The 24,313-nt window shown below is 37.1% G+C and carries 25 protein-coding genes; 12 read left to right on the top strand and 13 right to left on the bottom strand.

What is annotated here, in order from left to right; all coding sequences use genetic code 11:
* Positions 1-250 precede the first annotated feature (250 nt).
* From GGG_RS0110745 to GGG_RS0110735, 3 genes are all read right to left on the bottom strand, one after another.
* A complete protein-coding gene (locus GGG_RS0110745) occupies positions 251-2,119 on the bottom strand; it encodes a SurA N-terminal domain-containing protein (protein WP_010114790.1) in 1,869 nt (622 codons plus the stop codon).
* Positions 2,120-2,249: 130 nt separating this feature from the next.
* On the bottom strand, positions 2,250-2,522 hold the full coding sequence (locus tag GGG_RS0110740) for an HU family DNA-binding protein (RefSeq protein WP_010114788.1): 273 nt from the start codon (positions 2,520-2,522) through the stop codon (positions 2,250-2,252).
* A 165-nt stretch (positions 2,523-2,687) separates the two neighbouring features.
* Positions 2,688-3,155 (bottom strand): phasin family protein, encoded by a 468-nt coding sequence (locus GGG_RS0110735; protein WP_034599366.1) that lies wholly within the window; start codon positions 3,153-3,155, stop codon positions 2,688-2,690.
* A gap of 310 nt (positions 3,156-3,465) precedes the next feature.
* Between GGG_RS0110735 and GGG_RS0110730 the strand changes: the two genes are divergently transcribed.
* The 8 genes from GGG_RS0110730 to fdx all read left to right on the top strand — a co-directional run bounded on the left by GGG_RS0110730 (position 3,466) and on the right by fdx (position 9,712).
* Entirely contained in the window at positions 3,466-4,119 is a 654-nt protein-coding gene (locus tag GGG_RS0110730; protein WP_010114784.1) for a hypothetical protein, read from the top strand.
* Between the two features lie 138 nt (positions 4,120-4,257).
* Positions 4,258-4,731: an Rrf2 family transcriptional regulator gene (locus GGG_RS0110725; RefSeq protein WP_010114782.1), complete on the top strand. Its 474-nt coding sequence runs from the start codon at positions 4,258-4,260 to the stop codon at positions 4,729-4,731.
* A 1-nt stretch (position 4,732) separates the two neighbouring features.
* Positions 4,733-5,950: an IscS subfamily cysteine desulfurase gene (locus tag GGG_RS0110720; RefSeq protein WP_010114779.1), complete on the top strand. Its 1,218-nt coding sequence runs from the start codon at positions 4,733-4,735 to the stop codon at positions 5,948-5,950.
* Positions 5,951-6,055: 105 nt separating this feature from the next.
* Positions 6,056-6,442, top strand: a complete 387-nt coding sequence (iscU, locus tag GGG_RS0110715) for a Fe-S cluster assembly scaffold IscU (protein WP_005010233.1) — start codon at positions 6,056-6,058, stop codon at positions 6,440-6,442.
* Positions 6,443-6,486: 44 nt separating this feature from the next.
* Entirely contained in the window at positions 6,487-6,807 is a 321-nt protein-coding gene (iscA, locus tag GGG_RS0110710; RefSeq protein ID WP_010114775.1) for an iron-sulfur cluster assembly protein IscA, read from the top strand.
* A gap of 99 nt (positions 6,808-6,906) precedes the next feature.
* Positions 6,907-7,422 (top strand): Fe-S protein assembly co-chaperone HscB, encoded by a 516-nt coding sequence (hscB, locus tag GGG_RS0110705; protein ID WP_010114774.1) that lies wholly within the window; start codon positions 6,907-6,909, stop codon positions 7,420-7,422.
* A 75-nt stretch (positions 7,423-7,497) separates the two neighbouring features.
* Complete coding sequence (hscA, locus tag GGG_RS0110700; protein ID WP_010114773.1) at positions 7,498-9,357, top strand: Fe-S protein assembly chaperone HscA; 1,860 nt, start codon at positions 7,498-7,500, stop codon at positions 9,355-9,357.
* 16 nt (positions 9,358-9,373) lie between these two features.
* A complete protein-coding gene (gene fdx, locus GGG_RS0110695; protein ID WP_010114772.1) occupies positions 9,374-9,712 on the top strand; it encodes an ISC system 2Fe-2S type ferredoxin in 339 nt (112 codons plus the stop codon).
* 95 nt (positions 9,713-9,807) lie between these two features.
* On the opposite strand, the gene GGG_RS0110690 is transcribed toward fdx, so the two are convergent.
* From GGG_RS0110690 to GGG_RS0110655, 8 genes are all read right to left on the bottom strand, one after another.
* Positions 9,808-11,259 (bottom strand): adenylate/guanylate cyclase domain-containing protein, encoded by a 1,452-nt coding sequence (locus GGG_RS0110690; RefSeq protein ID WP_010114771.1) that lies wholly within the window; start codon positions 11,257-11,259, stop codon positions 9,808-9,810.
* Between the two features lie 50 nt (positions 11,260-11,309).
* On the bottom strand, positions 11,310-11,744 hold the full coding sequence (locus tag GGG_RS0110685; RefSeq protein ID WP_004830893.1) for an HIT domain-containing protein: 435 nt from the start codon (positions 11,742-11,744) through the stop codon (positions 11,310-11,312).
* A gap of 368 nt (positions 11,745-12,112) precedes the next feature.
* Positions 12,113-15,571: a transcription-repair coupling factor gene (mfd, locus tag GGG_RS0110680; protein WP_010114764.1), complete on the bottom strand. Its 3,459-nt coding sequence runs from the start codon at positions 15,569-15,571 to the stop codon at positions 12,113-12,115.
* A 172-nt stretch (positions 15,572-15,743) separates the two neighbouring features.
* Positions 15,744-16,097, bottom strand: coding sequence for a hypothetical protein (locus GGG_RS0110675; RefSeq protein WP_010114762.1), 354 nt, complete (start codon positions 16,095-16,097; stop codon positions 15,744-15,746).
* A gap of 123 nt (positions 16,098-16,220) precedes the next feature.
* Positions 16,221-17,162 carry a Dyp-type peroxidase gene (locus tag GGG_RS0110670; protein WP_010114760.1) on the bottom strand — a complete coding sequence of 314 codons (942 nt, stop codon included), beginning with the start codon at positions 17,160-17,162 and terminating at the stop codon, positions 16,221-16,223.
* Between the two features lie 291 nt (positions 17,163-17,453).
* Positions 17,454-18,242: a glutathione S-transferase N-terminal domain-containing protein gene (locus GGG_RS0110665; protein ID WP_010114759.1), complete on the bottom strand. Its 789-nt coding sequence runs from the start codon at positions 18,240-18,242 to the stop codon at positions 17,454-17,456.
* Positions 18,243-18,269: 27 nt separating this feature from the next.
* A complete protein-coding gene (rraA, locus tag GGG_RS0110660; protein WP_010114757.1) occupies positions 18,270-18,782 on the bottom strand; it encodes a ribonuclease E activity regulator RraA in 513 nt (170 codons plus the stop codon).
* Positions 18,783-18,794: 12 nt separating this feature from the next.
* The gene (locus GGG_RS0110655; RefSeq protein ID WP_010114755.1) at positions 18,795-19,460 is read right to left on the bottom strand and encodes an NAD(P)H-binding protein; all 666 of its coding nucleotides are present in this window, start codon (positions 19,458-19,460) and stop codon (positions 18,795-18,797) included.
* A gap of 215 nt (positions 19,461-19,675) precedes the next feature.
* On the opposite strand from GGG_RS0110655, the gene rpsT reads away from it, so the two are divergent.
* On the top strand, positions 19,676-19,942 hold the full coding sequence (gene rpsT / locus GGG_RS0110650) for a 30S ribosomal protein S20 (protein ID WP_010114753.1): 267 nt from the start codon (positions 19,676-19,678) through the stop codon (positions 19,940-19,942).
* Positions 19,943-20,213: 271 nt separating this feature from the next.
* Here rpsT and GGG_RS0110645 read toward each other — a convergent pair whose 3' ends face one another.
* A complete protein-coding gene (locus GGG_RS0110645) occupies positions 20,214-20,948 on the bottom strand; it encodes a histidine phosphatase family protein (protein WP_010114751.1) in 735 nt (244 codons plus the stop codon).
* A 147-nt stretch (positions 20,949-21,095) separates the two neighbouring features.
* Positions 21,096-21,947, bottom strand: coding sequence for a 3'(2'),5'-bisphosphate nucleotidase CysQ (locus GGG_RS0110640; protein ID WP_010114749.1), 852 nt, complete (start codon positions 21,945-21,947; stop codon positions 21,096-21,098).
* An 18-nt stretch (positions 21,948-21,965) separates the two neighbouring features.
* On the opposite strand from GGG_RS0110640, the gene GGG_RS0110635 reads away from it, so the two are divergent.
* The 3 genes from GGG_RS0110635 (at position 21,966) to recA (ending at position 24,295) form a co-directional block, all read left to right on the top strand.
* Positions 21,966-22,664, top strand: coding sequence for an HAD hydrolase-like protein (locus tag GGG_RS0110635; protein WP_010114747.1), 699 nt, complete (start codon positions 21,966-21,968; stop codon positions 22,662-22,664).
* Entirely contained in the window at positions 22,648-23,088 is a 441-nt protein-coding gene (locus tag GGG_RS0110630) for an RNA-binding S4 domain-containing protein (RefSeq protein WP_010114745.1), read from the top strand. Before GGG_RS0110635 ends, GGG_RS0110630 begins: the two co-directional genes overlap by 17 nt.
* A gap of 160 nt (positions 23,089-23,248) precedes the next feature.
* Complete coding sequence (recA, locus tag GGG_RS0110625; RefSeq protein ID WP_010114744.1) at positions 23,249-24,295, top strand: recombinase RecA; 1,047 nt, start codon at positions 23,249-23,251, stop codon at positions 24,293-24,295.
* Positions 24,296-24,313 lie beyond the last annotated feature (18 nt).

The raw sequence follows: 24,313 nt of genomic DNA, 5'->3' as shown, positions 1-24,313 counted from the left end.
CCCTCTGGGAGAAGGTTAGGATGAGGGAGATTTATCATATAAATCCTCTCCCTCTTGCGCGTAATAACGCTCATCCTTTATAAAGGAGAGGGAACTCCCATTGTAATCACAACTCGAATTTTCTAAAAATCTAAGAAATTAGAATCTTTAATTTTCTAAAAGCATTTAAAAAACAAAACGCCCAATGAAATTCATTGGGCGTTTTGTGAAATAAAATTAATTTATTTCCAAACTCGAATTAAATGCAAAATTATTTAATTTTTGCATGTGATTTTAAATAACGAGAGTAATCATCAAGCATTTGATCACCACGAAATTTTTGATACATCTGAGTCAATTGTTCAACTTCAGCAGGACTCAACGCATCAAGAGGTGTTTGCTTCACATTTGATACCGCAACTACAACCAATTCATCAGGTAGTTTAGCAGTCGTCACAGACCACATACCTGCTTTAGGTGTAGGCTGGCTGAATGCAGCACGTTCAATTTGACGTTTCAAACCTTGCGAACGTGTAAAAGTGCCTGCATGTACGAAGTTGTATTGATATTTCTTCGTCACATCTTGCGCAGGAAGTTTTTTGAAGTCTGCCAACATTGCATTCAGTTTCGCATGTGCAGCATCAAACGCTTTTTGCTCAATAAGTTGCGCTTTAACCTGTGCAGTTGCTTGTGCCAAAGGCTGAACGCCTGCTGCATGATACTTGCGTACTTTAATCCAAACAGTATCACCATTTGCAGTTTGAATGTTACTTGACGCAGTTTGATTACCCGCTTTCACATCTTCACTAAACAATTTAGATTTAACTGCAGGGTCAGCAAATACAGGATTGGTTGTTCCTAAAGTTACACCATTTGCAGATTCAACTTTCACCGTTTTAATCGCTTCAGGAATTACATCTAAGCTGTCGCCACTCACTACTTGTTCATTTAAAGTATTCACCGTATCTGCGAAATAATTTGCAGATTTGCTTTTCAATACTTCAGCCGTTAATTCAGCCTTTTTAGCTTCAAATGACGGTATTGCACCTGCAACTGTTTGTACTTCTAGTAAATGATAACCAAACTGTGTTTTTACAGGTTTAGACACTTGCCCATTTGCAGTGGTCAAAACTGCATTGTCAAAATCCGTACCAAATACGCCTGGTGCATATGCTGCAAGTGCGCCACCTTTGGCTTTAGAATCTGGATCTTCTGAATATTGTGCTGCTGCGTCTGCAAATGAAGTTCCAGCTTGAATTTTCGCATAGACATCATTGGCAATTTTTTCAGCTTGCTCAGGTGTGCGATTATCCAAAGTGATCAAAATATGTTTAACATCACGTTTAGCATCTTTGTTTTGTTTTTCTACAAACTGCTCATACGCTTGTTTTAATTCTGCATCAGATACGGCCGTATTCGGTTGAGTCAAAGTCGCAGGACTTAAAACAACATAATCAACATCAACAGAAGCAACTTGCTTGAATTTATTTTGATGTTTGTTGTAGTAATCAGTAATTTCCTGATTCGTTACTTTAACACCAGCTTTATATTCATCAAGTTTCACACTTGATAGAAATAATTCACGCTGTTCTGTTTGTAAGTTTGCAATCTGCTGAATATCGGTTTTGCTTACCAATGCATAATCAGTAAATGTTGTCATCAACATTTTCAAAGCATGGTCTTGACGTAAACTCGCAATCAACGTTTGATTGGTCATGCCCACTGAACGCAAATAGTTCGCATACAAATTTTGTGAAAATTTACCATTTTCTTGAAAACTTGGTTGTTGAGCGATCATTTGCTCAATTTGCGCATCGCTTAATGAAATACCCAGCTTGTCCGCTTGCTGAATAAGCAATGAACGTGCAATTAAATTATCAAGAACAGTATTTTGAATATAAGATTGATTGAGCAAAGACTCATCGCCATTTAAGCGTTGTAGTAATTGATCTTTATACGCTTTTGTTTGCGCTTCTAAATCTTTTTTCGAAATATCTTGACCATTAACGGTTTTAGCTACGTCTTCTTTTTGCCCACCGCTGAAATAACCTTCGATACCGACGACAGCAAATGGCGCTAAAAATAACACAAGGAGAACTTTACCAAACCAGCCCCTTATGAGCGTACGAAACGATTCCATGAGTATTCCAATATTTTATTTCGTAGGGATTCTAACTGAAATTAAGAAATGAATGAATGAGCAATCTATTATAATTCGACAATTTTTTATAAAAAACGCGCCACTTGGGCGCGCCTATAGCAACAAAAGATTAAGCTACTGAATCTTTTAATCCTTTACCTGCTTTAAAGCTAGGAACTTTGCTTGCTTTAATTTGTAGTTCTTCACCAGTTTTCGGGTTGCGCCCTGTACGTGCAGCACGGTCTTTCACACTGAAAGTACCAAAACCAACTAAAGTAACTGTATCACCCGTTTTAAGTGCTTCACCGATTGAAGCAATAGTCGCATCTAATGCTTTACCTGCATCAGACTTAGACAATCCCCCTTTCTCTGCAATCGCGTCGATTAATTCTGATTTATTCATGAAGATTACGTCCTCTTATATCGTTTGTTTAAGTTCCAAGGCTGTAGATCAAAGGCCATGACGACTTTATAGCAATGCTTTGGGGGAAAACGCAAGACTCCAAACATGCTTTTCACAAAAATTATGACCAAAAAATGAGATTTTTTTACTTTCACAGCAATTATTTCATTTTTTTAGCAATTGTTCACGTAAGTTTTTATTCTCATCTACCAGTGCATCAACCTTGCTATGTAACTGTAAAATTAAGTTTTCTAAATGTTGTAAATCTTTTGCAGTCACTAAGCCAATTCGGTTAAGTGAGTGGTTCACACTTTGATCGATAATTTTTTCGACTTTATCTTTAGTATCCGTCACAGACTCCTTGGTCTTTTCGGCGACTTTATTCACGGTTTGATCAGTGACTTCAACCGTTTTAGATTCAAGCTCTTCACCAACTTTCACCAATGAATCAAATAATTTATTGCCTTCTTCTTCTGCGCGAGAAAAAGCACCCAAGCCTGCCAACCAGATTTGCTTGGTATATTTTCTAAAATCTAAAGCCGATTTTTTTTGAAATTTATTTCGTTGTTGAGCTGAAATCTGCTCCTTTCGATCCTGACTTTGATCTGATTGTTCTACACTGTTATTTTTCATATCTTGCTCCATCTGCCCCGCACTCCTGCATTTAATCGCTTAAATGACCAAATTATGTAGAAAATATCTCTATAATATCAAATAAAAGTATTGAACCTTTTGCTAAACTGTTCTACAAAGCAAAAGTAATTATTTAATGTTAAGTAACACTTTGCAATTCAACAATGGTTATGCGATAAATATTTTCCTAACCATCTTAGAAAATTGAGTGTTGTTTTTTTGAGAATATTTTTTGTAAATGAATTTTGTGAATGAATTCACTTTTTTGATTTAAGAGATCGGACTCTCTGTTTTGCTATAGGAATTTTATATGAATGATGCGCAACAAAAACAAGGTCAAACTCGTTTGTTGCTAAACATTGTCATGATTATATTGGAGACAATTTATTCTTTCGTATTGAAGCATGATCGTGTTGTTCGCTTACAGGCAAAAACATTTGTTGCACAACAAATTACCATTAAAGTGAATAGCTACATCCCCTATTTTGATTTTTATATTCAATTTACAGATCGTGGAATATTATTCGATTTACATCCTTTCGAAAAAGATGTGGACTTAACCGCAAGCAGCACTTTACTTGATTTAATACAAATCTTTGTATTTGCCAACCGTCGCAGTATGAAAAAAATGCGTTTGGAAGGTAGTGTTGATCTTAAAGACCAATTTCGTGATTTAGTCATTCATTTAACAGCGCCAAAGCTATTGTCTGACTGGAAGCACTGGTTAACCCACCCTGATGATGATAATGAAACACGTGCTTCAAAAAAGCGTATTGCCCCTCTTTTAGAAAAAATTGACCAACAACGCTCTAAAATCAATACACTACAGGTCGAAGTGAAGCAATATCAAAACCGTATTAAGCGTATGAAACAAAATCAAGCGCGAATGAATACTGCTTTTGGCGTAGTAGGCTTTCTATTTATAGCGTTAATCGTGTATAATTTATGGCAGATTTTTTCTTAATTCTTAAGAGAATCTGCAATAAAATGAATAATTACAAATTCTGACTAAATTAGTCAGAATTAACTTCAAAAATACTTGACTATTTTAGTCAGGATTCATAAAATTCGAACATCTAGTCTAAAACATGTGTATCGAATCATGCGCCTAACTACTCGCGGTCGCTACGCAGTGACTGCACTACTTGACTTAGCATTGCAGCCAGCTGAACAAACGATAACGCTTGCAGAAATTGCTGCCCGCCAAACAATCTCAGTCGCTTACCTTGAGCAATTGTTCGCAAAATTAAAGCGTCATGGTTTGGTTTCAAGCGTCCGTGGTGCAAATGGTGGCTATCACTTAGCGCGTAGTGCTGAAGAAATTACTGTCTTAGAAATTATTGAAGCCGTAAACGAAACAGTTGATGCAACACGTTGTGACCATAAAGGAAACTGCCAAAATGGTGCAATGTGCTTAACTCATGATTTATGGCAAGAACTCTCTCTCCATATTGCCGATTATCTAGCTAACATCACGCTTGCAGATTTAGTCGCTCGTGACAACGTGCAAACCGTTGCCGTTCGCCAAAATTCAGCTCCCCTTGATTCAGCCCTATTATCGGTTACAGGTATTTGACATGAAACGTCCGATTTATCTTGACTACGCAGCAACTACACCTGTTGATCCTCAAGTAGCAGAACGCATGATGGAATGTTTAACCTTTGACGGTACATTCGGTAATGCAGCATCTCGCTCCCATGCTTATGGATGGCAAGCTGAAGAAAAAGTTGAATATGCACGTGAGCAAGTCGCAAATTTAATTAAAGCTGACCCACGTGAAATCGTATGGACTTCTGGTGCAACAGAATCAGATAATCTTGCGCTTAAAGGTATTGCGCAATTTTACGGATCAAAAGGCAAACACATCATCACAAGTAAAATTGAACATAAAGCAATTTTAGATACTTGTCGTGAACTAGAAGAAGAAGGTTTTGAGATTACTTATCTTGAACCAGAACCACAAACAGGTCTAATTACACCTGAAATGGTTCAAGCTGCATTACGCCCAGATACGATTCTTGTTTCACTGATGATGGTCAACAACGAAATTGGTACTGTGACTGACGTTGCTGCTATCGGTGAATTGACGCGTGCCAATAAAACGTATTTCCATGTTGATGCTGCACAAGCTGCTGGTAAAGTTGAAATCGACCTAACAAAAATGAAAGTAGACTTGATGAGCTTCTCTGCACATAAAGTTTATGGTCCAAAAGGGATCGGTGCTTTATTTGTACGTCGTAGCCCACGTGTTCGTATCAAAGCGCAAATGCATGGTGGTGGTCATGAACGTGGTATGCGTTCAGGCACACTTGCAACGCATCAAATCGTTGGTATGGGTGAAGCATTTGAACTTGCTGGCAAAAATTTACAAGCTGAACAAGCACGTTTACGTGTACTTCGTGACAAACTTTGGAATGGTTTACAAGGTTTAGAACAAGTCTTCCTCAATGGACACCCTGTTTATAATGTTGCGAACTATCTGAATGTAAGCTTTAACTTTGTTGAAGGTGAATCATTGATGATGGCATTGAAAGATGCTGCGGTATCATCAGGTTCAGCATGTACTTCTGCAACATTAGAACCTTCTTATGTACTTCGTGCACTCGGTCTGTCTGACGAATTGGCACACAGCTCGATCCGTTTCAGTTTTGGTCATTACACAACTGAAGCTGACATTGACCATGTTATTGAAATCACCAAAGCTGCCGTTGAAAAATTACGTGCACTTTCTCCTCTTTGGGATATGTACAAAGAAGGAATTGATTTAAGTACAGTCGAATGGGCTGAACACTAATCATAATCAAAACTCGGCATTTTATTGAAAATCAGTAAAATGCCCTCATATTAGACTGTAGCAATACATATTATCAACGCTGACCCCGAGGTTTGGAGAAGCATCATGGCTTATAGTGAAAAAGTAATTGATCATTACGAAAACCCTCGTAATGTAGGTGTTTTAGATAAAAACGCAGAAAATGTTGGTACAGGTATGGTCGGTGCACCAGCTTGTGGCGATGTTATGCGCCTTCAAATCCAAGTGGATGATAATGGTGTCATTGAAGAAGCACGCTTTAAGACTTATGGTTGTGGTTCTGCAATCGCTTCAAGTTCACTTGTAACTGAATGGTTGAAAGGCAAAACTTTAGACGAAGCTCAGGCAATCAAAAACATTGATATCGCAACTGAACTTGCTCTTCCTCCTGTAAAAGTACACTGTTCTGTACTTGCAGAAGATGCCATTAAAGCTGCTGTTGAAGATTACCGTAGCAAGAAAACTAAAGCCTAATATCTGTAGGTTTATTTTACAGATCATTTTATAACGGAGTTTTCATGATCCATTTAACTGAAAATGCTGCAACTCATATCAGCAATTATTTAAAAAATCGCGGTAAGGGTGAAGGTATTCGTCTTGGTGTGAAAACTTCAGGCTGTTCTGGCTTAGCTTATGTGCTTGAATTTGTTGATGACATAGATACACATGATCAAATTTTCGAACAGTTTGGTGTTAAAGTTTTTGTAGATCCAAAAAGTTTGGTTTATCTCGAAGGCATGGAAATGGACTATGTAAAAAATGGTCTAAATGAAGGCTTCGAGTTTAATAACCCAAACAAAAAAGGTGAATGTGGTTGCGGTGAATCTTTCACTGTTTAATAACCCCTGCACTTTTCACATTAAAACAGTGTTCCGCACTGTTTTAATCATATTTATTTATACCGTTTTCTTGCAAAACATCGTGGATGAGTATCTCCCATGAGTCATTTTGAGCTGTTTAATCTCCCAGAAGCACTCGATATTGATCAAGCAACCTTAAAAACTAATTTTTTAAAATTGCAACAACAATATCATCCTGATAAAGCCGAAGATAAAGATCAAGCTCTGATTAAATCAAGTGAAATTAATCAAGCCTATAAAGCTTTATCCAACGTGGACAGTCGAGCCGCTTACCTATTAGCACTCAAAAAACAAGACTATCATCTCGATCAATCGATTAGTGATTTTGAGTTTCTGCAATCTGCTTTAGAAATCCGTGAACAATTGGATGAAGCAAGCTCTACAGAACAATTAAATTCACTCAAAAACGAAGTAAAGCAATGGATTGATGGCTTGGTTCGTGAGTTCAAAATTGATTATGTTGATGAAGATTGGGCTGAAGCACGAGATACTGTGCGTAAATTGCGTTTTTTCCAAAAAGTCATGAACGATATTGAAAAAGCTGAAGATCGACTTTTAGATGATGAAGACTTTGATTTAGATGACGATTTTTAATTTCTGATTTTTACTCATTCACCTAACGCGCTATTTTGTATATTTTAAAGCTAGTATATTTTAAGGATGTAACACATGGCACTCTTGCAAATTGCTGAACCAGGTCAATCAAGTGCGCCACATGAACACCGTATTGCAATTGGTATTGATCTAGGAACAACGCATTCTTTAGTTGCCACAGTATTGTCTGGAAAAGCTAAAGTCCTCAATGATGAACAAGGTCGTGTACTTCTGCCATCTATTGCCCATTATTCAAAAAATACAACTGAATATGGCGATGCAGCAAAACCATTCATCACAACAGACCCAAAAAATACCATTGTTTCAGTTAAACGTTTCATGGGACGCTCTAAAGCGGATATTAAATTTCAACATCCATACCACCTCGTAGGTGCGGACAATGAAATGCCAGCTTTCGAAACCATTCAGGGACGCAAAACACCCGTAGAAATATCAGCAGAAATTTTAAAACAACTCAAAGATCGTGCTGAAAAAAGCTTAAACAATCCTGTGAATGGTGCAGTGATTACTGTTCCTGCTTATTTTGATGAAGCACAACGCCAAGCAACACGTGATGCTGCTGAGCTAGCAGGTTTAAATGTATTACGTTTACTTAATGAACCCACTGCTGCTGCTGTTGCTTACGGTTTAGATCAAGAAAGTAACCTTGAAAATGATCGCAATTATGTGATTTATGACTTAGGTGGTGGTACTTTCGACGTTTCGATTTTACGTTTTTCTCAAGGCGTATTCGAAGTTTTAGCTACAGGTGGTCATACGGCTCTGGGTGGTGATGATTTAGACCGCCTAATTGTGAAATGGGCGAAAAAACAACTCAATATTGATACATTAGATGATGCTGAATATGCACATTTTCTTGTTTCTGCTCGCAAAGCCAAAGAATCATTAAGTGATGCTGAATCTGTTGATATTAAAGTACTTAATCACAGCTTAACTTTAGATCGAAACACATTTGAAGATATTATTAAAGTTGCATTAGATAAAACCATCAGCGTGTGCAAACGTGTCATGCGTGATGCCAAATTAGAACTAGACGATATTCAAAATGTTGTTTTGGTTGGTGGCTCTACACGATCTTATGCTGTACAAAATGCTGTAAAAGCTGTTTTTAACCAAGAACCGCTTTGCACAATTAATCCAGATGAAGTCGTTGCGATTGGTGCAGCCATTACAGCCAATCAATTGATTGGTAATTCAAAAGATGGCTCTTTACTCCTTGATGTCACTCCTCTTTCACTGGGTCTAGAAACCATGGGTGGATTGGTTGAACGCTTAATTTCACGTAATACCGCCATTCCAGTAGCGCGTCGCCAAGAATTTACCACTTATCAAGATGGTCAAACTGCCATGTTGATTCATGTGGTACAAGGTGAACGTGATCTCGTAGAACACTGTCGTAGCTTAGGACGTTTTGTTTTACGTGGCATTCCCCCAATGACTGCTGGTCAAGCACGTATTGAAGTGACTTTCCAAGTAGATGCTGATGGTTTACTCACTGTATCTGCCAAAGAAACGACTTCAGGTGTACATGCGCAGATTGATATCAAACCTTCTTATGGATTGTCTGAAACAGATACTGAACGTTTACTTTTAGATGGTTATAAATTTGCAGAAGAAGATAAAAATCTTCGCCATCTGAATGAAACCAAAGTTGAAGCTCGTCGTGAACTTGAAGCTTTAGAACAGGCTTTAAAAGTTGATGCGCAACTTTTAAGTTCAGAACAATTAGATTTACTTAATCAAGCAACTGCACAATTAAAAGCACAACTTGAAACAGATGACATCAAAGCCATTGAACATGCCGTTGAACAGTTAAAAGTTCATAGCGATGCTTTTGCTGCTGAACGTATGAATCAACATATTGATCATGCTTTAAAAGGCACTAAACTTGATGACTGGTCAAACTCAAACTAAATGATAGGTAAAGACTATGCCACGTATTAAAGTTCTACCTCACGCAACAATTTGCCCGAATGGTGCTGAGTTTGAAGTTGAAGAAAATGCCAACCTTTGTCAAAGCTTACTCGATAATGGCATCAAAATTGAGCATGCTTGTGATATGTCAAAAGCATGTACAACTTGCCATGTCGTAGTACGCAAAGGCTTTGATAATCTTGATGAAATGGATGATGTAGAAGCTGACTTACTTGACCGTGCTTGGGGCTTAGAACCAGACTCTCGCCTTTCTTGCCAAGTTAAAATTACTGATGAAGATATGGAAATTGAAATTCCAAAATACACCATCAATCATGCTTCAGAGAACCATTAATTCTCAGACAGAAAATTGCATGCCTTAAAAAAACCACTCTAATGAGTGGTTTTTTATGGCTTATATTCAACAAAACAAAGCAAATGACAGATCAATTAGATCAAATAACTCGACTTCACTTCATCTTCAGCATTTAATTTCGCAACACCTTGAGAATTGGTTAACTGTTGCTGAATTTTAATACGTTGCACCATTTTCTCTAAAACTTCAACCAATTCGGTATATTCAAAATTTTGTACTTCTTCTAAATTAAGCACCAAATGAAAACCTTTATACTCATAATCAAACCATTGTTGATTTTCATTTTTACCAGCTGAATATTTTTCCATGACTTGCCAAGTACGAACTTTACCTTGAATTCCCTTCAATTCAATCGGTGCTTTAGGTGCACAGAGATAATCATTTTTAACCAGTTTGAATGTTTCTTCAGAAATTAAAATTTCATCAATATCAGCAGCATATTGTAAGCGTGCAGCCAAATTCGCATCACGCCCTACAATGGTATATGCCATCCGATGCACTGCGCCATAGTTTCCTACGTGGCAGTAACCTGTACTCACTCCCATACGGATATGTAATGGTGCATAACCCATTTTCACCCAACGCTCTCGCAAAAATGTCATTTGTTGACGCATTGCCAAAGCCATATCCATACAGTTTTTCGCATCTCGCTCTACGCCTTGAGAATCTGGATCACCAAAGAAAATCAAAATCGCATCACCCATAAATTTATCAATGGTTGCGCCATATTGTTTCGCAATTTCAGTCATATGACTCAAATAATCATTTAAAACAAAGGCTAAATCATCTGGGATCAGTGTTTCAGACAGTTCGGTAAAACCTTGAATATCGGAGAAGAATACTGTTATTTTTTTACGCTTATATTCAATTTTCGCTTCAGAGTCACCACGCATAATTGCTTGCCACAATTGTAACGGCGCATAACGACTGAGCTGATTTGATAATTCAATATAACGATTCATTTCATTAAAATAAGTTTGCTTTTGCTTTTCGACATTCTTCATACGGCGACTTTGGTAATAATTTCCGATATTTACGAACATGATCAAACTAACAAAGGATAAAACTGAAAGTTCAATACTGGTCTGCTCGAAATAACCATTAAAACCAAACAGAAAAATAATATTGGTATAAAAAACCACAAAAGCAATTAAAGTGGCTAAAGATCCCATCATAAATGAGATTTTATTGTTGATTGCAGTATAAATCAGTGCAAAAAACAGCACAAAAGTTACAACTAAACTTAAATGAACAGCAGCAAGTGCAGTAGAAACCACCACTACATCGATTAAAAAATAAATATTTTTTCTCGCTTTATATCCATAACGATATTCAAGCCAGCGAGAAAGCTTTGGACTTATAAGAAAAATAAAGGCGATGAAAACAGGTACATAAATCTGATAATTCGCAAGCGGCGAAGTGAAATAATAAATAACAACCACCAAAGCAATAATTAGATACCCCATAAATCTTTGGAATATTTCAAATTGCTTAGGCTCTTTATCTAACATACGGTCAAATGGCAAAATATTTCACCTCGAATGTCATTTATTAAACACTTCCATGTGTTGCTGGATCAATCCATACGCCAATCGAATGGCATATCACCTTGACCACGTAGAGCCAACATCAGCGTTTGACGCATATGGGCTAAAACTTCATTTGTATATGGAACTGCTTGAAGACCAAACACTGGTTTAGGCCAAGCCACATCGTTCTGATAACGGACAACATGATGAAAATGTAATTGCGGAACCATATTCCCCAATGCTGCTACATTCATTTTATCAGCACGGAAAACACGAGAAAGTTGACTAGACAACCAACTTGATTCACGCAAAAACTGCTCTTGATCTGCTTGACTCAGTTCATAAAGCTCTGTAATACCCGGTACACGTGGAATGAGAATCAACCACGGGAATTGCATATCATTCATTAAACGACATGTTGAAAGCGGAAAATCGCCTACAAAAAAAGTATCTTGAGCAAGTTGTGGATGCAAACTAAACATATCTTTATAAATGACGCAAAATTAAAATGATGGACAATACTACCACATCGGTTTTCATGTGAGTATTAGTTAGCTTGTGTTTCTGCACAAATTAATACAGATTAATCTGAACTTAGTCACAATTACACTTTAAAGAATCATAATTTTTTTTCAAGATGTTTGAACTAAATTTTTCTATTATTTTCTGTAATTTATTTTTATAGTGCATTCATATTTCAATGATTTTTAAGTGAACTTCAAAATCGAGTAATCTGCCTGAACTGTTGACACTTTTTATTCACTCAGTTCAGGACATTTAAACAGCACTATCGATAACATTAGCCGATACAAATCATTCATGCAAAGGCAAAATCAAAGTTGAATTCAAATCACTTTAGCTCTGAAATCAGCTTATTTAATAACTCTTGAATAAACTGAATCCGCTTTTCGTATTCTTCCAACATCACCATCACTTTTAAACGCTGACCACCTTCCATACGATAATAGGTCGGTTGTTTTTGCATAAGTTGAATAATACTCATCGCTTGGACTGGTGTATCTGGTGAAAATTCTACAACACCACCATTTGCACCAATATCAATTTTGGTAATACCTAAGAATTCAGCTTTTATTCGAATTTGATGCACATTAAACAATTGCTTCACTGCTTGTGGTGGCACACCAAAACGGTCTATCAGCTCCATGCGAATATTATCTAATTTTTCCTGCGTATCAGTATTACTAATACGCTTGTAAAATAATAAACGTTGATGAACATCACCCAAATAATCATCTGGAATCAATGCAGGCATATGCAAGCTAATTTCAGCAGTTAATGATAATGGTGCATCGAAATTCGGAGTTTTGCCATTTTGAATTGCTTTGGTGGCTTTTTCCAACATTTCCATATACAAGCTATAACCAATCGCTTGCATAGAACCACTTTGTTGCTCGCCAAGTAATTCCCCAGCACCCCGAATTTCTAAATCTTCTGTGGCTAGCATGAAACCTGCACCAAGATTAGACGCTCGACTAATTGCATCTAAACGTTTTTCCGCATCACCTTTCAGCCCTTTAATTGATGGCACCATCAGATAGGCATAGGCTTGGTGGTGTGAACGTCCAACACGACCACGTAATTGATGTAACTGCGCCAAACCAAGCTTGTCTGCACGTTCAATGATAATGGTATTGGCATTTGGAACATCAATCCCTGTTTCAATGATCGTAGAACACACCAAAACGTTATATTCTTTGTGATAGAACTGTTGCATCACTTGTTCTAACTCACGTTCACGCATTTGCCCATGTGCGACTGCTACACGTGCTTCAGGCACTAAATGACGAATATTTTCAGCTGCTCGTTCAATGGTATCCACTTCATTATGTAAAATATAAACCTGTCCACCACGGAGCAATTCACGAAGAATCGCCTCTTTCATGGTTTCATTGGTTTGCTCATTCACAAATGTTTTTACAGCCAAACGGCGTGCAGGTGGTGTTGCGATAATCGATAAATCACGCATCCCACTAAAAGCCATGTTCAAAGTACGTGGAATTGGGGTCGCAGTCAGGGTCAACATATCCACATCAGCACGTAGCGCTTTAATGCGCTCTTTATCACGTACACCAAAGCGGTGTTCTTCATCGACAATCATTAAACCTAAGTTTTTAAATTGCACATTTTCTTGAAGAATTTTATGTGTACCGATGACGATATCAACTTTGCCATTTGCCAAATCTTCAATAATTTTAGTATGGGTTTTATTGGTTCCAAAACGAGAAAGTACCTCTATACGAATTGGCCAATCGGCAAAACGATCTTTAAAAGATTCATAATGTTGTTGTGCCAATAATGTGGTTGGTACAAGTACAGCGACCTGTTTGTTATTTTGTACAGCGACAAAAGCAGCTCGCATTGCAACTTCGGTTTTACCAAAACCAACATCACCACAAACCAAACGATCCATCGGTTTAGCCAACTGCATATCATATAAAGTGGCTTCAATCGCATTGGCTTGATCGAGTGTTTCTTCATAGGCAAAACCACTAGAGAATTGCATATAACTACTTTGTTCAAGTTCAAAACTCATACCTGGTTTAGCTTGGCGACGAGCTTGAATATGTAATAGTTCCGCTGCAACATCATGAATCTGTTCTAAAGCTTTACGTTTTGCTTTATTCCATGCATCTGTACCCAGTTTATGCAATGGTGCTAAATCAGGATCACCACCACTAAAACGACTGATGAGATGCAAATGCGTCACTGGAACATAGACTTTGGCTTCATCTGCATAATTCAGTTGAAGAAATTCATAATCTTGGTCGTCAATATTGAGTGTCACTAAACCTGCATAACGGCCAACCCCATGATCAATATGAACAACGGGTGCTCCCATACTCAGTTCGGTCAAACTGCGAATCAAAAACTCTTCTGAAACTTCTTGTTGACGTTTTCGACGACGTTGGACAACACGATGTTCATACAGTTGGTTTTCTGAAATCACCGATAACTGATCGACAACCACCAAACCACGATCTAAAGGTGCATTGGTGATCGCAATTGAAAAGTTTGATTTACGGAATATTTCAAAATTTTCAACAACAGGTATTTCCCCAACACTGGCCCTTAACGCATCTTTCAGGGTTTCACGACGTCCCGCACTTTCAGCGACCAATAAAACTGGATGATTTGCAGCATCAATATATTTCTTAACCGCTGAAAAAGGTTTTTCCTGTTTAGGATCTACAGGTAACTTTGGGGGTTCTGTTACATTTAAATTAATCGCACCTGCTTTTTTTTCAATTTCTTCAGTGGATGCGATAATTCTTGAGAATTGATTTAAATATTCAAATATTTGATTGGGTTGTAAAAAGATTTCTTCTGGTGCTAATAAAGGCTGATCAACGTTATGACGACGGTCTTCATAACGTCGCATCACATCTTTCCAAAAATTCGTTAATCCTTCATCAATATTTTTATCTGTAATGACAACCGCATTACTTGGTAAGTACGATGTTAAACTACTTTGTGACTGCATCGCTTCTTTACTAAAGAATAATGGGAAATAAAAATCTAAGCCCGGTGATGCAATGCCGTCTAAAACATCTTGATAAATTGGATTCTTTTTAGGATTTGCAGTTGGAAAGCTTTCTGCATAACGATCACGAAAAACTGAACGTGCTTCTTTCAGTGGAAACTCTTTTGCAGGCAAAACAGTGAATCGATCCAACTTTGTTGTGGTGCGTTGTGTTTCTGGATCGAAGAACTTCAAGCTATCAATTTCGTCATCAAACAAATCAATACGAATCGGCGCATTTTGACCCGATGCATAAATATCCATGATACTGCCACGTACAGCAAATTCACCGTGATCATAAACAGTATCGACCAGATGATAACCTGCTTGAACCAATTTAAGCTTTTGTTGTTCTAAATCAAATTTCTGCCCTACTTTGATATCAAAATGTTCTCCCAACACCCATGAGGTTGGAGCAACACGTTGCGCAAGTGTACTTGCTGAAATCAATAAAATGCCCTTTTTAGGCATATTTGAAAGAATGGATAGACGTTCTGAAACAATATCTTGATGTGGAGATAAGCGATCGTATGGCAATATTTCCCAATCAGGAAAAATTGTGGGTTTAATCCCGTAAAATTCAAGTTCGCTTTCAAGCTGTCCTAAATGTTGATTATTTCTTGCAACTAAAACAAATAGTTGTTCAGATTCCTCTGAAATTTCTTTAAATAATAAAGCTGCAGAAGAACCGAGCATCGAGCCGATCCAACGCTTTCCACCTGTTTTAAGTTGTTTTAAATTAAGTTCAGAGATTTCTTTTTGGAACATGATCGCTATAGGTCTAAAAGACATGGCGATAGTTTAGCATGATGACTTTCTTGAGTTGAGTAGATTTTCTATTTGATTGATAAAGTTGCTGAATAGCCTTCAAAAATAGTCCCACTTCAAAACAAGAAATAAGCTTCGTCAATAATGCAATTTAACGCTCACGATTCATATTTTATCTTGCTCTTTTAAATTCTTTATAATAATCATTAAGTTTTTGAATAATCGTTTTCAATTGTTTCAAGTTTTCTTCTGTATTGCCCAGTCTTGCGACATAGCGCTGTGAAGCAATTTCTAAATCAATTTTTTCATTAATCAAAATCGCTTTATAAAACAACGCTTCTAAATCATCAAAATCTGTTAATTTACGATTGGAAAAGTATTCCAGTCGTTCAGATAACTCATTCACAACTATGCCATCTACGATATAGCCTTTTTCAGCATCAATCTGAATATTATTTTCTCGTAGAAAAACATGTTCAGCACTTTCTTTATTGCCTTTAAATAGTTCTACAAGCTTATTCAACATTTTCACTTATCCTCAATCAATGCTTTAAGCATCATATCAAAATTTCATCTGAGCATAAAAAAGGATGCACTTCGCATCCTTCAATATTAAAACAATGTGTAATATTTTTAGAAAATGATCAAATTAATCATCACCCAAATCATCTAGGAAATCGACAGTCGGTACAAAGAACAAAGTTCCAGTTTTTGCTGTACTAAAATCCAATAAACTGTCCAAGTTACCTTCAGCATCGCCTTGGAACATATGTTGTAACATTTGACGTGTCACACTGAATTTACGTGCATAACCGATAAAGAAAGTTCCATACTCATTTCTTGAAGGATATGAGAACGGCATATTTGCACGCATGATTTTCAATTCATTTCCATCTTCGTCATGTGCCTTACTCACCACATTATGTGCAGTTTTCGGTTTAACATCATCACCTAACTCAACATCATTAAATTTCTTACGCCCAATCACTTTTTCTTGTTCTTCATCACTCAATGCACGCCATTTTTCCATATCGTGCATATATTTTTGAATAAAAGCATAACTTCCGCCTTTAAATTCAGTATCTTCATCACCAACCAATGCATATTCGGCAGCAATTTCATGTTCAGGGTTTTCAGTACCATCTACAAAACCAATAATTGAACGACCATCAAAATAACGGAAGCCGTGGACTTCATCAATTGGCGTGGTTACATCTTGTAATTGTTCTTGAATAATACTGGCCAACTCAAAACACAATGCTTGTCGGTCTGCACGAATATGGAAAAATAAATCACCCGCAGTTGAAACAGCCGTATATTTAGGGCCTTTTATTTCTTGGAAAGTTTCTAATTCTTTAGGTTTAGCTTCTTCTGGAAATAAACGATCCCATGCATCTGAACCAAAACCCATCGTTGCATTAAATTGAGCATCAGGGTAACGATTGGTTAAACTACGGGTTAATGCTGAAAAATTAGCTGAAAAATCAATAACAGTATCTACAACCTCTGCACCTTGCTTTAAGCCCAAAACAATAAATAATGCATTCTCACCAGGACGGCTGATTACAGGTTGAATTCGAGTTGTAGTCATATAAACATCCCTAAATTGATAATATTTTTGTCAATTTATCATAATCTCACTAAAATTTTGTCAATAACCGTAACTATTCATAAGCAATCTTATGATTTAGTGTGACTTAATATTCAAAATAGTATTCAAAACAATCTCTAAAAAGATTTATTCCAAACTGCTTCCAACCTTGTGTAAATCTAATAGAGCATAAATAAAATGATTTTTCAGTCATTGACCATAAAAAAGCATCTTTTCAGATGCTTCTATTTTCAACATAAATATTCCAATACAATCAATATATGCACAAAGTTATGCGCCATATTGTTTTTGCAAATATTTTACAATCGCTTCCGATTCAAATAAATGTGTTCCAGTATTAGGATCGATTAAATATGGCACTTGAATATCTTTTTTCTTACGCCCCATGATCGGAATTGTTTTTTCACGTTTTCCACCTTTCAATGGTTCGTATTTACCCGGTTTTAAACGCAGTACCGCAGGCCCCATATCTTGCCAACGTTCTTTAGCAACATTATGTAATTTAAAAGGTAATTCTAATTCTGTAAGTACGCCACGAATGATACGTGAATAAGGACTTCCCTCAAAACCCCACAATTCCAACAATTGCTCAGGTGCTTCACGATTGATAATTTTTTTATCTATCCACACACCACGTGCTCCATTGATGATTGTTCCAACCAATGCCACTCTCGGATATTTTGGATACTTCGAATATTTCTCTGGTGTTTTTCCCGTTTTACCGTAGTGTTTAAATAAATAATTCACAATGGCTTTGGATTCATACAGTTTTTCACCTGTATTTTCATCCACAAAGAAAGGAAACTGTAATTTACCGCCTTGTTCTTTCACAATTTTACGGTATTTCGTTCCACCTTTAGGACATGGATACACTTCGTAATCAAGGTTTAATAAAGTCAAAACTTCACGAACACGACGACAAAATGGTGAACCTTCAAATTCATACAACTTTAATGCTTTTTCAGGTTGATTCGGAAATGCTGTCCCTGAAACGCCTCGACCACCCGCTGTCAGGCTTGAAAGTAATGCTTGTACAACTTTAATTTGATGGTGCACCATTTTATTGTCCTTATGATTTGCCTAATCTTATAAATCGACTAATTTTTCTTTTGCAACTACGATTCCGTTGTTATCTGCATACAGATAATCACCAGAATTGAAGCTTACATTGCCAAAATACAAGGCAACATCAACTTCACCTATACCCTTGCGATTACTTTTTTGTGGAATTGCAGCCAATGCATGCACACCCAGATCAAGTTCTGCCAATGCATCCACATCACGGACACAGCCGTAAATCACAACACCATTCCAGTGATTTTTAACAGCTGATTCAGCAATCATATCGCCCATCAATGCACAACGCATAGATGCACCACCATCTACAACTAAAACCTTACCAGCTCCATCTGTTGCTAATAATTCTTTTACTCGTGAATTGTCTTCAAAACATTTTACAGTCACGATTTGACCACCAAATGTTTTACGTGCGCCATAACTTCTGAAAAATTTACCATCCATCGATGGAATTAAGGTTTGAATATCCTTCTCTGGATTGTCATCTAATAAATCACAAGTTACAAATGGGACTGTCGTCACTTTAATTCTCCATTATTTGGCATTTTGTATGCGTAAATTATCATATATTTCAAACTTTTCAGTCTGCGTTTGCGCCACATCGACCATAGTATGAGCCACTTGATCCGCTGTCACTGGCTTATATTTAAATGAATTGGGTACCAAATGCGAAACCTTTTGATAAAATTTTTGCATCACATCTTCAAGCGTTCTTTGCTCTTGACGCTCACCTAATAATAAGGATGGACGAACAATAGAAACCCGATATAGATCAAGCTTTTGTATATATTGTTCTAGCTCCCCTTTCACTTTATTATAAAATATAGGTGAGCCTGCATTTGCGCCCAAGGCACTGACCAGTACAAAATGCGTTCCTGTCATTTCAAGTAAATCAGCGAAGTGTGCATTCATTTCAAAATCAATATTATAGAAAGCTTCTTTTGAACCTGCTTTTTTAATGGTTGAGCCTAAACAACTAAATGCATGGCTATAGCCACTCACGTCTTGGTCATTGAGCAATAAAAAGTCTTCTAGGACAAATTGCTCAACTTTATTTAAATGTTTAAAGTCTGCTGACTCACGTCTTACAATAGCGGTAATTTTTTCACAATTTGGATTTTGCTGAAGTAGCTCAATCAAAGCTTTCCCCACCAAACCTGTTGCTCCAATTACAATTGCACTTTTAATTGATTTAGTCATTTTTTAAACAATCTCCCTAACTTAATGAGTAATCTAACGTTTTATTTAAAATTTTTCTGCATCTATAATGTAGCCAAAGCAAGCCAAGACTTGACTTTGGAGCTGGTTTTAATCACAATATGGCACTTGTTTACGGGCTGGTGAAAATTCTCTGATGTAGGTTTTCAGATGTGATTTCAGCCCGCCCAGACCAATCTATTTCAAGGAGTGCACGAGTGGCAAACTCTGCTCAAGCAAAAAAACGTGCTAAACAAAACGTTAAAGCACGTAAACACAACGCAAGCTTACGTTCTATGGTTCGTACTTATATCAAACGTACAGTAGCTGCTATTGCTGCTGGTGACTATACTGTTGCTACTGATGCTTACAAAAAAGCTGTTCCAGTAATCGACCGTATGGCTGATAAAGGTATCATCCATAAAAACAAAGCTGCTCGTCATAAGAGCCGTTTAAATGCACAAGTTAAAGCTTTAGCTAACTAAGTTGTTGCATAAAAAAGAGCCCTAGTTTAGGGCTTTTTTTGTATCTATTTTTCGTCGCATATTCATAACATCTATTCATAACATCAAAATTCAGTCACATCACAAAGCTAAAAATTTTAAAGATAAAATCATTCTCTTATAACTATTTTCTAATGAATGATAAAACAATCAAAAACATCGAATACTTTGCTTAACTCAGCTTAAATACATTCACAATGGTTTAATGTATGACGAAAAATAGTCACTCAATATATCTATACACATTTCTAAATCATTGTGGCTGATCAAATTCTCGAATCGAAAGATCACCCTTTTCGCCACGCCAAATCCATTTCAAATGACAATCTGCAAAATTATCACCTTCAAACCACACAAATAAGCCTTCCATCATTTCAGGCCAATCACTTTGTTTGATCTGAGTTCGCTTAGAAATAACCGCAATAATTGCGGCGAGAATTGTATCGTGACTCACAGCAAGACTTAGCTGATTCTGTCCAGTCGGATGCGTTTCGTAAATCAATTCAAGTACATCAACCACACCAGTAATTGGATGCTTCATACCAGGTAAGGTATTATTCACGAAACTATTGATAAAACCTAAAGCACCTTGTTTGCGGAAATATGGTGCTGCTTGTTTAATATCGAGCACAAAACTTCCCGGTTCAACCAATAAGCCTTTCTCAACGATTTCAATATGATGTGTATTATTATCAGGTAGAATTGCATCAGCTCCTTGAATCATCAAAGCAGCAGTATCTACACAACGTTGAATTGGACTCGAAATACAATGTTGAATAATACGGTCGGTATGATCAATCAGGTATGAACCCCAAGCTTGCGCCAAATCACGACCTTCAGAAGTCAATTGCAAATCATAACCCGACAAACCCTGACCATTGACCACTTCACGGATCGAATGTCGAGTAAATAATGTCACTGGGGTATTTGCATCAGGCAATAAATCAATTGCTTTCAGCATACTCTTTGGCAATAACTCTAAGGCCATATTCAATTACAACTCTTATCTATACTGCTCCACTATACCATGTGAGACAAAACTCTCAATCAAATCTAAAATCGGCGCTTTGCAATAAAACGGATAATCTCATCAAATTTAATGCTTTAGCTCTATATCACGATAGACAACAACAGACTATAAATTAACATTAGATAATGCTTCCAATGCAATATCTTTATTCTCTGCATTTCTATAAGCAATAAAACCATCATTTAAAACAGTACTACGCTGATTATAAGTAAAAGGCACAGCATCCAAACTCAGTAACCCACCACCAATACTCTCTAATAAGCCTTGCCCTGCACTGGTGTCCCATTCTGATGTAGGGTGAAAGCGTGGATAAATATCAATTTCACCTTCAAGCATCATACAAAATTTATAAGCACTGCCCGCCTCACGGCGAATAACAGGTATTTCTTGTTCAATATAATCAATATATTGCTGATATTTTGGGTTTTTACTGCTATGACTTAAGCCAACTTGAATAGCATCCGTTTCTGTATTTTTATATTTACAATAACGCTCCCAACTTTCTCGAATAAAGGAATATTTATAAGGCAATTCCGTTAAATAGCCGATATACATCACCTGTTCAGTAGGCACAGCAATAATTGAAAGTAAAGTTTGATGCTCTTGAATGAGACTTAAATTAATTGTGAATTCATCACGTTCATGAATAAATTCTTTAGTTCCATCCAAAGGATCTAACATCCAACACACTTTCCACTCGTGACGTTGAGAATTATCACTTTCTTCCGATAAAACAGGAATATCAGGTGTAAGTAGTGCCAACTGTTTGATTAAATAATCATTTACTCTTAAATCAGCTTGCGTTACAGGCGAATGATCATCTTTTTCATCAATATTAAACTCACGCCCTGCACAATAATTTTGGTATTCTTCTAACAAGATTTGACTTGCATGCGCCAAAATCGGAACTAATTTTAAAATTTGTTCATCTTGCGGTGCAGGAACTGTAATAAACATTGATTAAAAACCTATTTTATGTCTGATTCTACTCAGCCGATTATCTTCTTTGATATGGACGGCACACTACTCGATTTAGCTTTTGATGATTTGATCTGGAATACCAAACTTCCAGAACGTCATGCAGAAACATACCAATGTTCATTGGAACAAAGTCATTCCATTCTGTCTGATTTCTATCAACAGCATAAGCATACACTATCTTGGTATTCATCTACCTACTGGACTGAAAAAGTTGGTGTAGATGTATTACAACTACAATATGACTTTAAAGACAAAATTGCCCCAAGAATAGGTTGTTTTGAGCTATTAAAGTCTTTACAACAACAAGGTTATCGCTGTTGGTTACTCACCAATGCAGATTGCGCAGGGTTAAAACTTAAACTTGAAAATGTTGATTTAAGCCCTTATTTTGAAGTCATGATCAGCAGTGAAGAAATTGGCTACTCCAAAGAGTTTGTCGAGTTTTGGCAAATCCTACAAACTAAACATTTTTTTGACCCACAAAATGCATGTTTAGTGGATGATACTGCACCTGTTTTAAACGGTGCTGCAAAATTTGGAATAGCCCATTTGGTTACCATTACTCAACCTTCAAGCTTACGTGCGCCACGCCATGCATTAGAGCTTGAATTTCCTGCGATCAATGATTTAACTGAGCTTTTACCTATACTAGAGCAAATTCAAAATAAGGATGTCGATGTCAAAACAGCCTAATCACCCACCTGTAGAATCAATGCGTGTAGACAAATGGCTTTGGGCTGCACGTTTTTTTAAAACACGTTCAATCGCTAAAGATGCGATTGAAGGTGGTAAAGTTCATCACAATAATGAACGCGTTAAAGTGTCTAAAGAAATTCGCGTCGGTATGGAACTCACCATACAACAAGGTTTTGACCGAAAAACTGTGGTGATTAAAGCACTTTCTGCTGTACGTGGTGGTGCTCCAATTGCACAACAACTTTACGAAGAAACTGAAGTCAGTATTGCACGTAGAGAGTTGATTTCAACCCAAAGAAAATTGCATAATCTTGCCCGACCTGATCATCGACCAAGTAAAAAAGATCGACGTGAAATTCATAAATTTAAACAAGAAAATGATCAACAATTTGACCAAAGCTGGTCTTATGATGATGACTGAAATTCGTTTTGGTCTATCGCGACATTTCATGTCGCACAAATAAATTTAAACATAGAACAGATTTTTAATTTCTGTCACTATTACTGCCGTGGACGAAAGATCAAATTTAATCACATCCACTTAAGATATTAGTGATATTACATCGTTTGAGGTTTACGAGATGGATGATAACAAAAGCAAAGCGCTCAATGCGGCACTCAGCCAAATTGAGAAGCAGTTTGGTAAAAATACAGTTATGCGCCTTGGCGACAATACTGTTCAAGCCGTAGAAGCTGTATCTACAGGTTCTTTAACGCTTGATATCGCACTGGGTATTGGTGGCTTACCGAAAGGTCGTATCGTAGAGATTTACGGCCCTGAATCTTCGGGTAAAACAACCATGACACTTCAAGCGATTGCACAATGTCAAAAAGCTGGCGGAACATGTGCTTTTATTGATGCCGAACATGCTTTAGATCCACAATATGCACGTAAACTTGGGGTTGATATTGACAATCTGCTTGTTTCACAGCCCGACCATGGTGAACAAGCGCTTGAAATTGCAGATATGTTAGTTCGCTCTGGCGCTGTTGATATGATCGTTGTCGATTCTGTTGCTGCACTAACCCCGAAAGCTGAAATTGAAGGCGAAATGGGCGATTCACATATGGGCTTACAAGCACGTTTGATGAGCCAAGCATTGCGTAAAATTACAGGTAATGCCAAACGTTCAAACTGTATGGTGATTTTCATTAACCAAATCCGTATGAAGATTGGTGTCATGTTTGGTAGCCCAGAAACTACAACGGGTGGTAATGCACTGAAATTCTATGCCTCTGTACGTTTAGACATTCGCCGTATTGGTCAAGTTAAAGAAGGCGATGAAATTGTGGGTTCTGAAACTCGCGTTAAAGTCGTTAAAAACAAAATGGCACCTCCATTTAGAGAAGCTGTATTCCAAATTATGTATGGCAAAGGTGTAAATCACTTAGGTGAGTTGGTTGACCTTGCTGTAGCGCAAGAATTGGTACAAAAAGCAGGTGCTTGGTACTCTTATCAAGGCGATAAAATTGGCCAAGGTAAAAACAACGTCATTCGTCACTTAGAAGAAAAGCCTCAATTGGCGCAAGATCTTGATCGTATGATTCGTGAAAAGCTTTTGACTACAGCGATTGCAGCACCAGCGGATGAGAAAGATGAAGAAGAACCTGATTTCTTAGAAGTTTAATATCGATATCCATTGAAT

The organism is Acinetobacter sp. P8-3-8 (genome assembly GCF_000214135.1).
Classification (GTDB): Bacteria; Pseudomonadota; Gammaproteobacteria; order Pseudomonadales; family Moraxellaceae; genus Acinetobacter.
Note: the sequence above shows the minus strand (reverse complement) of the source record. Positions and strands in the feature narration are given on the sequence as shown.

Excerpts from the sequence above, each read along its gene's own strand:
- GGG_RS0110745 (WP_010114790.1), bottom strand. The coding sequence starts at position 2,119 with ATGGAATCGTTTCGTACGCTCATAAGGGGCTGGTTTGGTAAAGTTCTC.
- GGG_RS0110740 (WP_010114788.1), bottom strand. The coding sequence starts at position 2,522 with ATGAATAAATCAGAATTAATCGACGCGATTGCAGAGAAAGGGGGATTG.
- GGG_RS0110735 (WP_034599366.1), bottom strand. The coding sequence starts at position 3,155 with ATGAAAAATAACAGTGTAGAACAATCAGATCAAAGTCAGGATCGAAAG.
- GGG_RS0110730 (WP_010114784.1), top strand. The coding sequence starts at position 3,466 with ATGAATGATGCGCAACAAAAACAAGGTCAAACTCGTTTGTTGCTAAAC.
- GGG_RS0110725 (WP_010114782.1), top strand. The coding sequence starts at position 4,258 with ATGCGCCTAACTACTCGCGGTCGCTACGCAGTGACTGCACTACTTGAC.
- GGG_RS0110720 (WP_010114779.1), top strand. The coding sequence starts at position 4,733 with ATGAAACGTCCGATTTATCTTGACTACGCAGCAACTACACCTGTTGAT.
- iscU (WP_005010233.1), top strand. The coding sequence starts at position 6,056 with ATGGCTTATAGTGAAAAAGTAATTGATCATTACGAAAACCCTCGTAAT.
- iscA (WP_010114775.1), top strand. The coding sequence starts at position 6,487 with ATGATCCATTTAACTGAAAATGCTGCAACTCATATCAGCAATTATTTA.
- hscB (WP_010114774.1), top strand. The coding sequence starts at position 6,907 with ATGAGTCATTTTGAGCTGTTTAATCTCCCAGAAGCACTCGATATTGAT.
- hscA (WP_010114773.1), top strand. The coding sequence starts at position 7,498 with ATGGCACTCTTGCAAATTGCTGAACCAGGTCAATCAAGTGCGCCACAT.
- fdx (WP_010114772.1), top strand. The coding sequence starts at position 9,374 with ATGCCACGTATTAAAGTTCTACCTCACGCAACAATTTGCCCGAATGGT.
- GGG_RS0110685 (WP_004830893.1), bottom strand. The coding sequence starts at position 11,744 with ATGTTTAGTTTGCATCCACAACTTGCTCAAGATACTTTTTTTGTAGGC.
- mfd (WP_010114764.1), bottom strand. The coding sequence starts at position 15,571 with ATGTTCCAAAAAGAAATCTCTGAACTTAATTTAAAACAACTTAAAACA.
- GGG_RS0110675 (WP_010114762.1), bottom strand. The coding sequence starts at position 16,097 with ATGTTGAATAAGCTTGTAGAACTATTTAAAGGCAATAAAGAAAGTGCT.
- GGG_RS0110670 (WP_010114760.1), bottom strand. The coding sequence starts at position 17,162 with ATGACTACAACTCGAATTCAACCTGTAATCAGCCGTCCTGGTGAGAAT.
- GGG_RS0110665 (WP_010114759.1), bottom strand. The coding sequence starts at position 18,242 with ATGGTGCACCATCAAATTAAAGTTGTACAAGCATTACTTTCAAGCCTG.
- GGG_RS0110655 (WP_010114755.1), bottom strand. The coding sequence starts at position 19,460 with ATGACTAAATCAATTAAAAGTGCAATTGTAATTGGAGCAACAGGTTTG.
- GGG_RS0110645 (WP_010114751.1), bottom strand. The coding sequence starts at position 20,948 with ATGGCCTTAGAGTTATTGCCAAAGAGTATGCTGAAAGCAATTGATTTA.
- GGG_RS0110640 (WP_010114749.1), bottom strand. The coding sequence starts at position 21,947 with ATGTTTATTACAGTTCCTGCACCGCAAGATGAACAAATTTTAAAATTA.
- GGG_RS0110635 (WP_010114747.1), top strand. The coding sequence starts at position 21,966 with ATGTCTGATTCTACTCAGCCGATTATCTTCTTTGATATGGACGGCACA.
- GGG_RS0110630 (WP_010114745.1), top strand. The coding sequence starts at position 22,648 with ATGTCAAAACAGCCTAATCACCCACCTGTAGAATCAATGCGTGTAGAC.
- recA (WP_010114744.1), top strand. The coding sequence starts at position 23,249 with ATGGATGATAACAAAAGCAAAGCGCTCAATGCGGCACTCAGCCAAATT.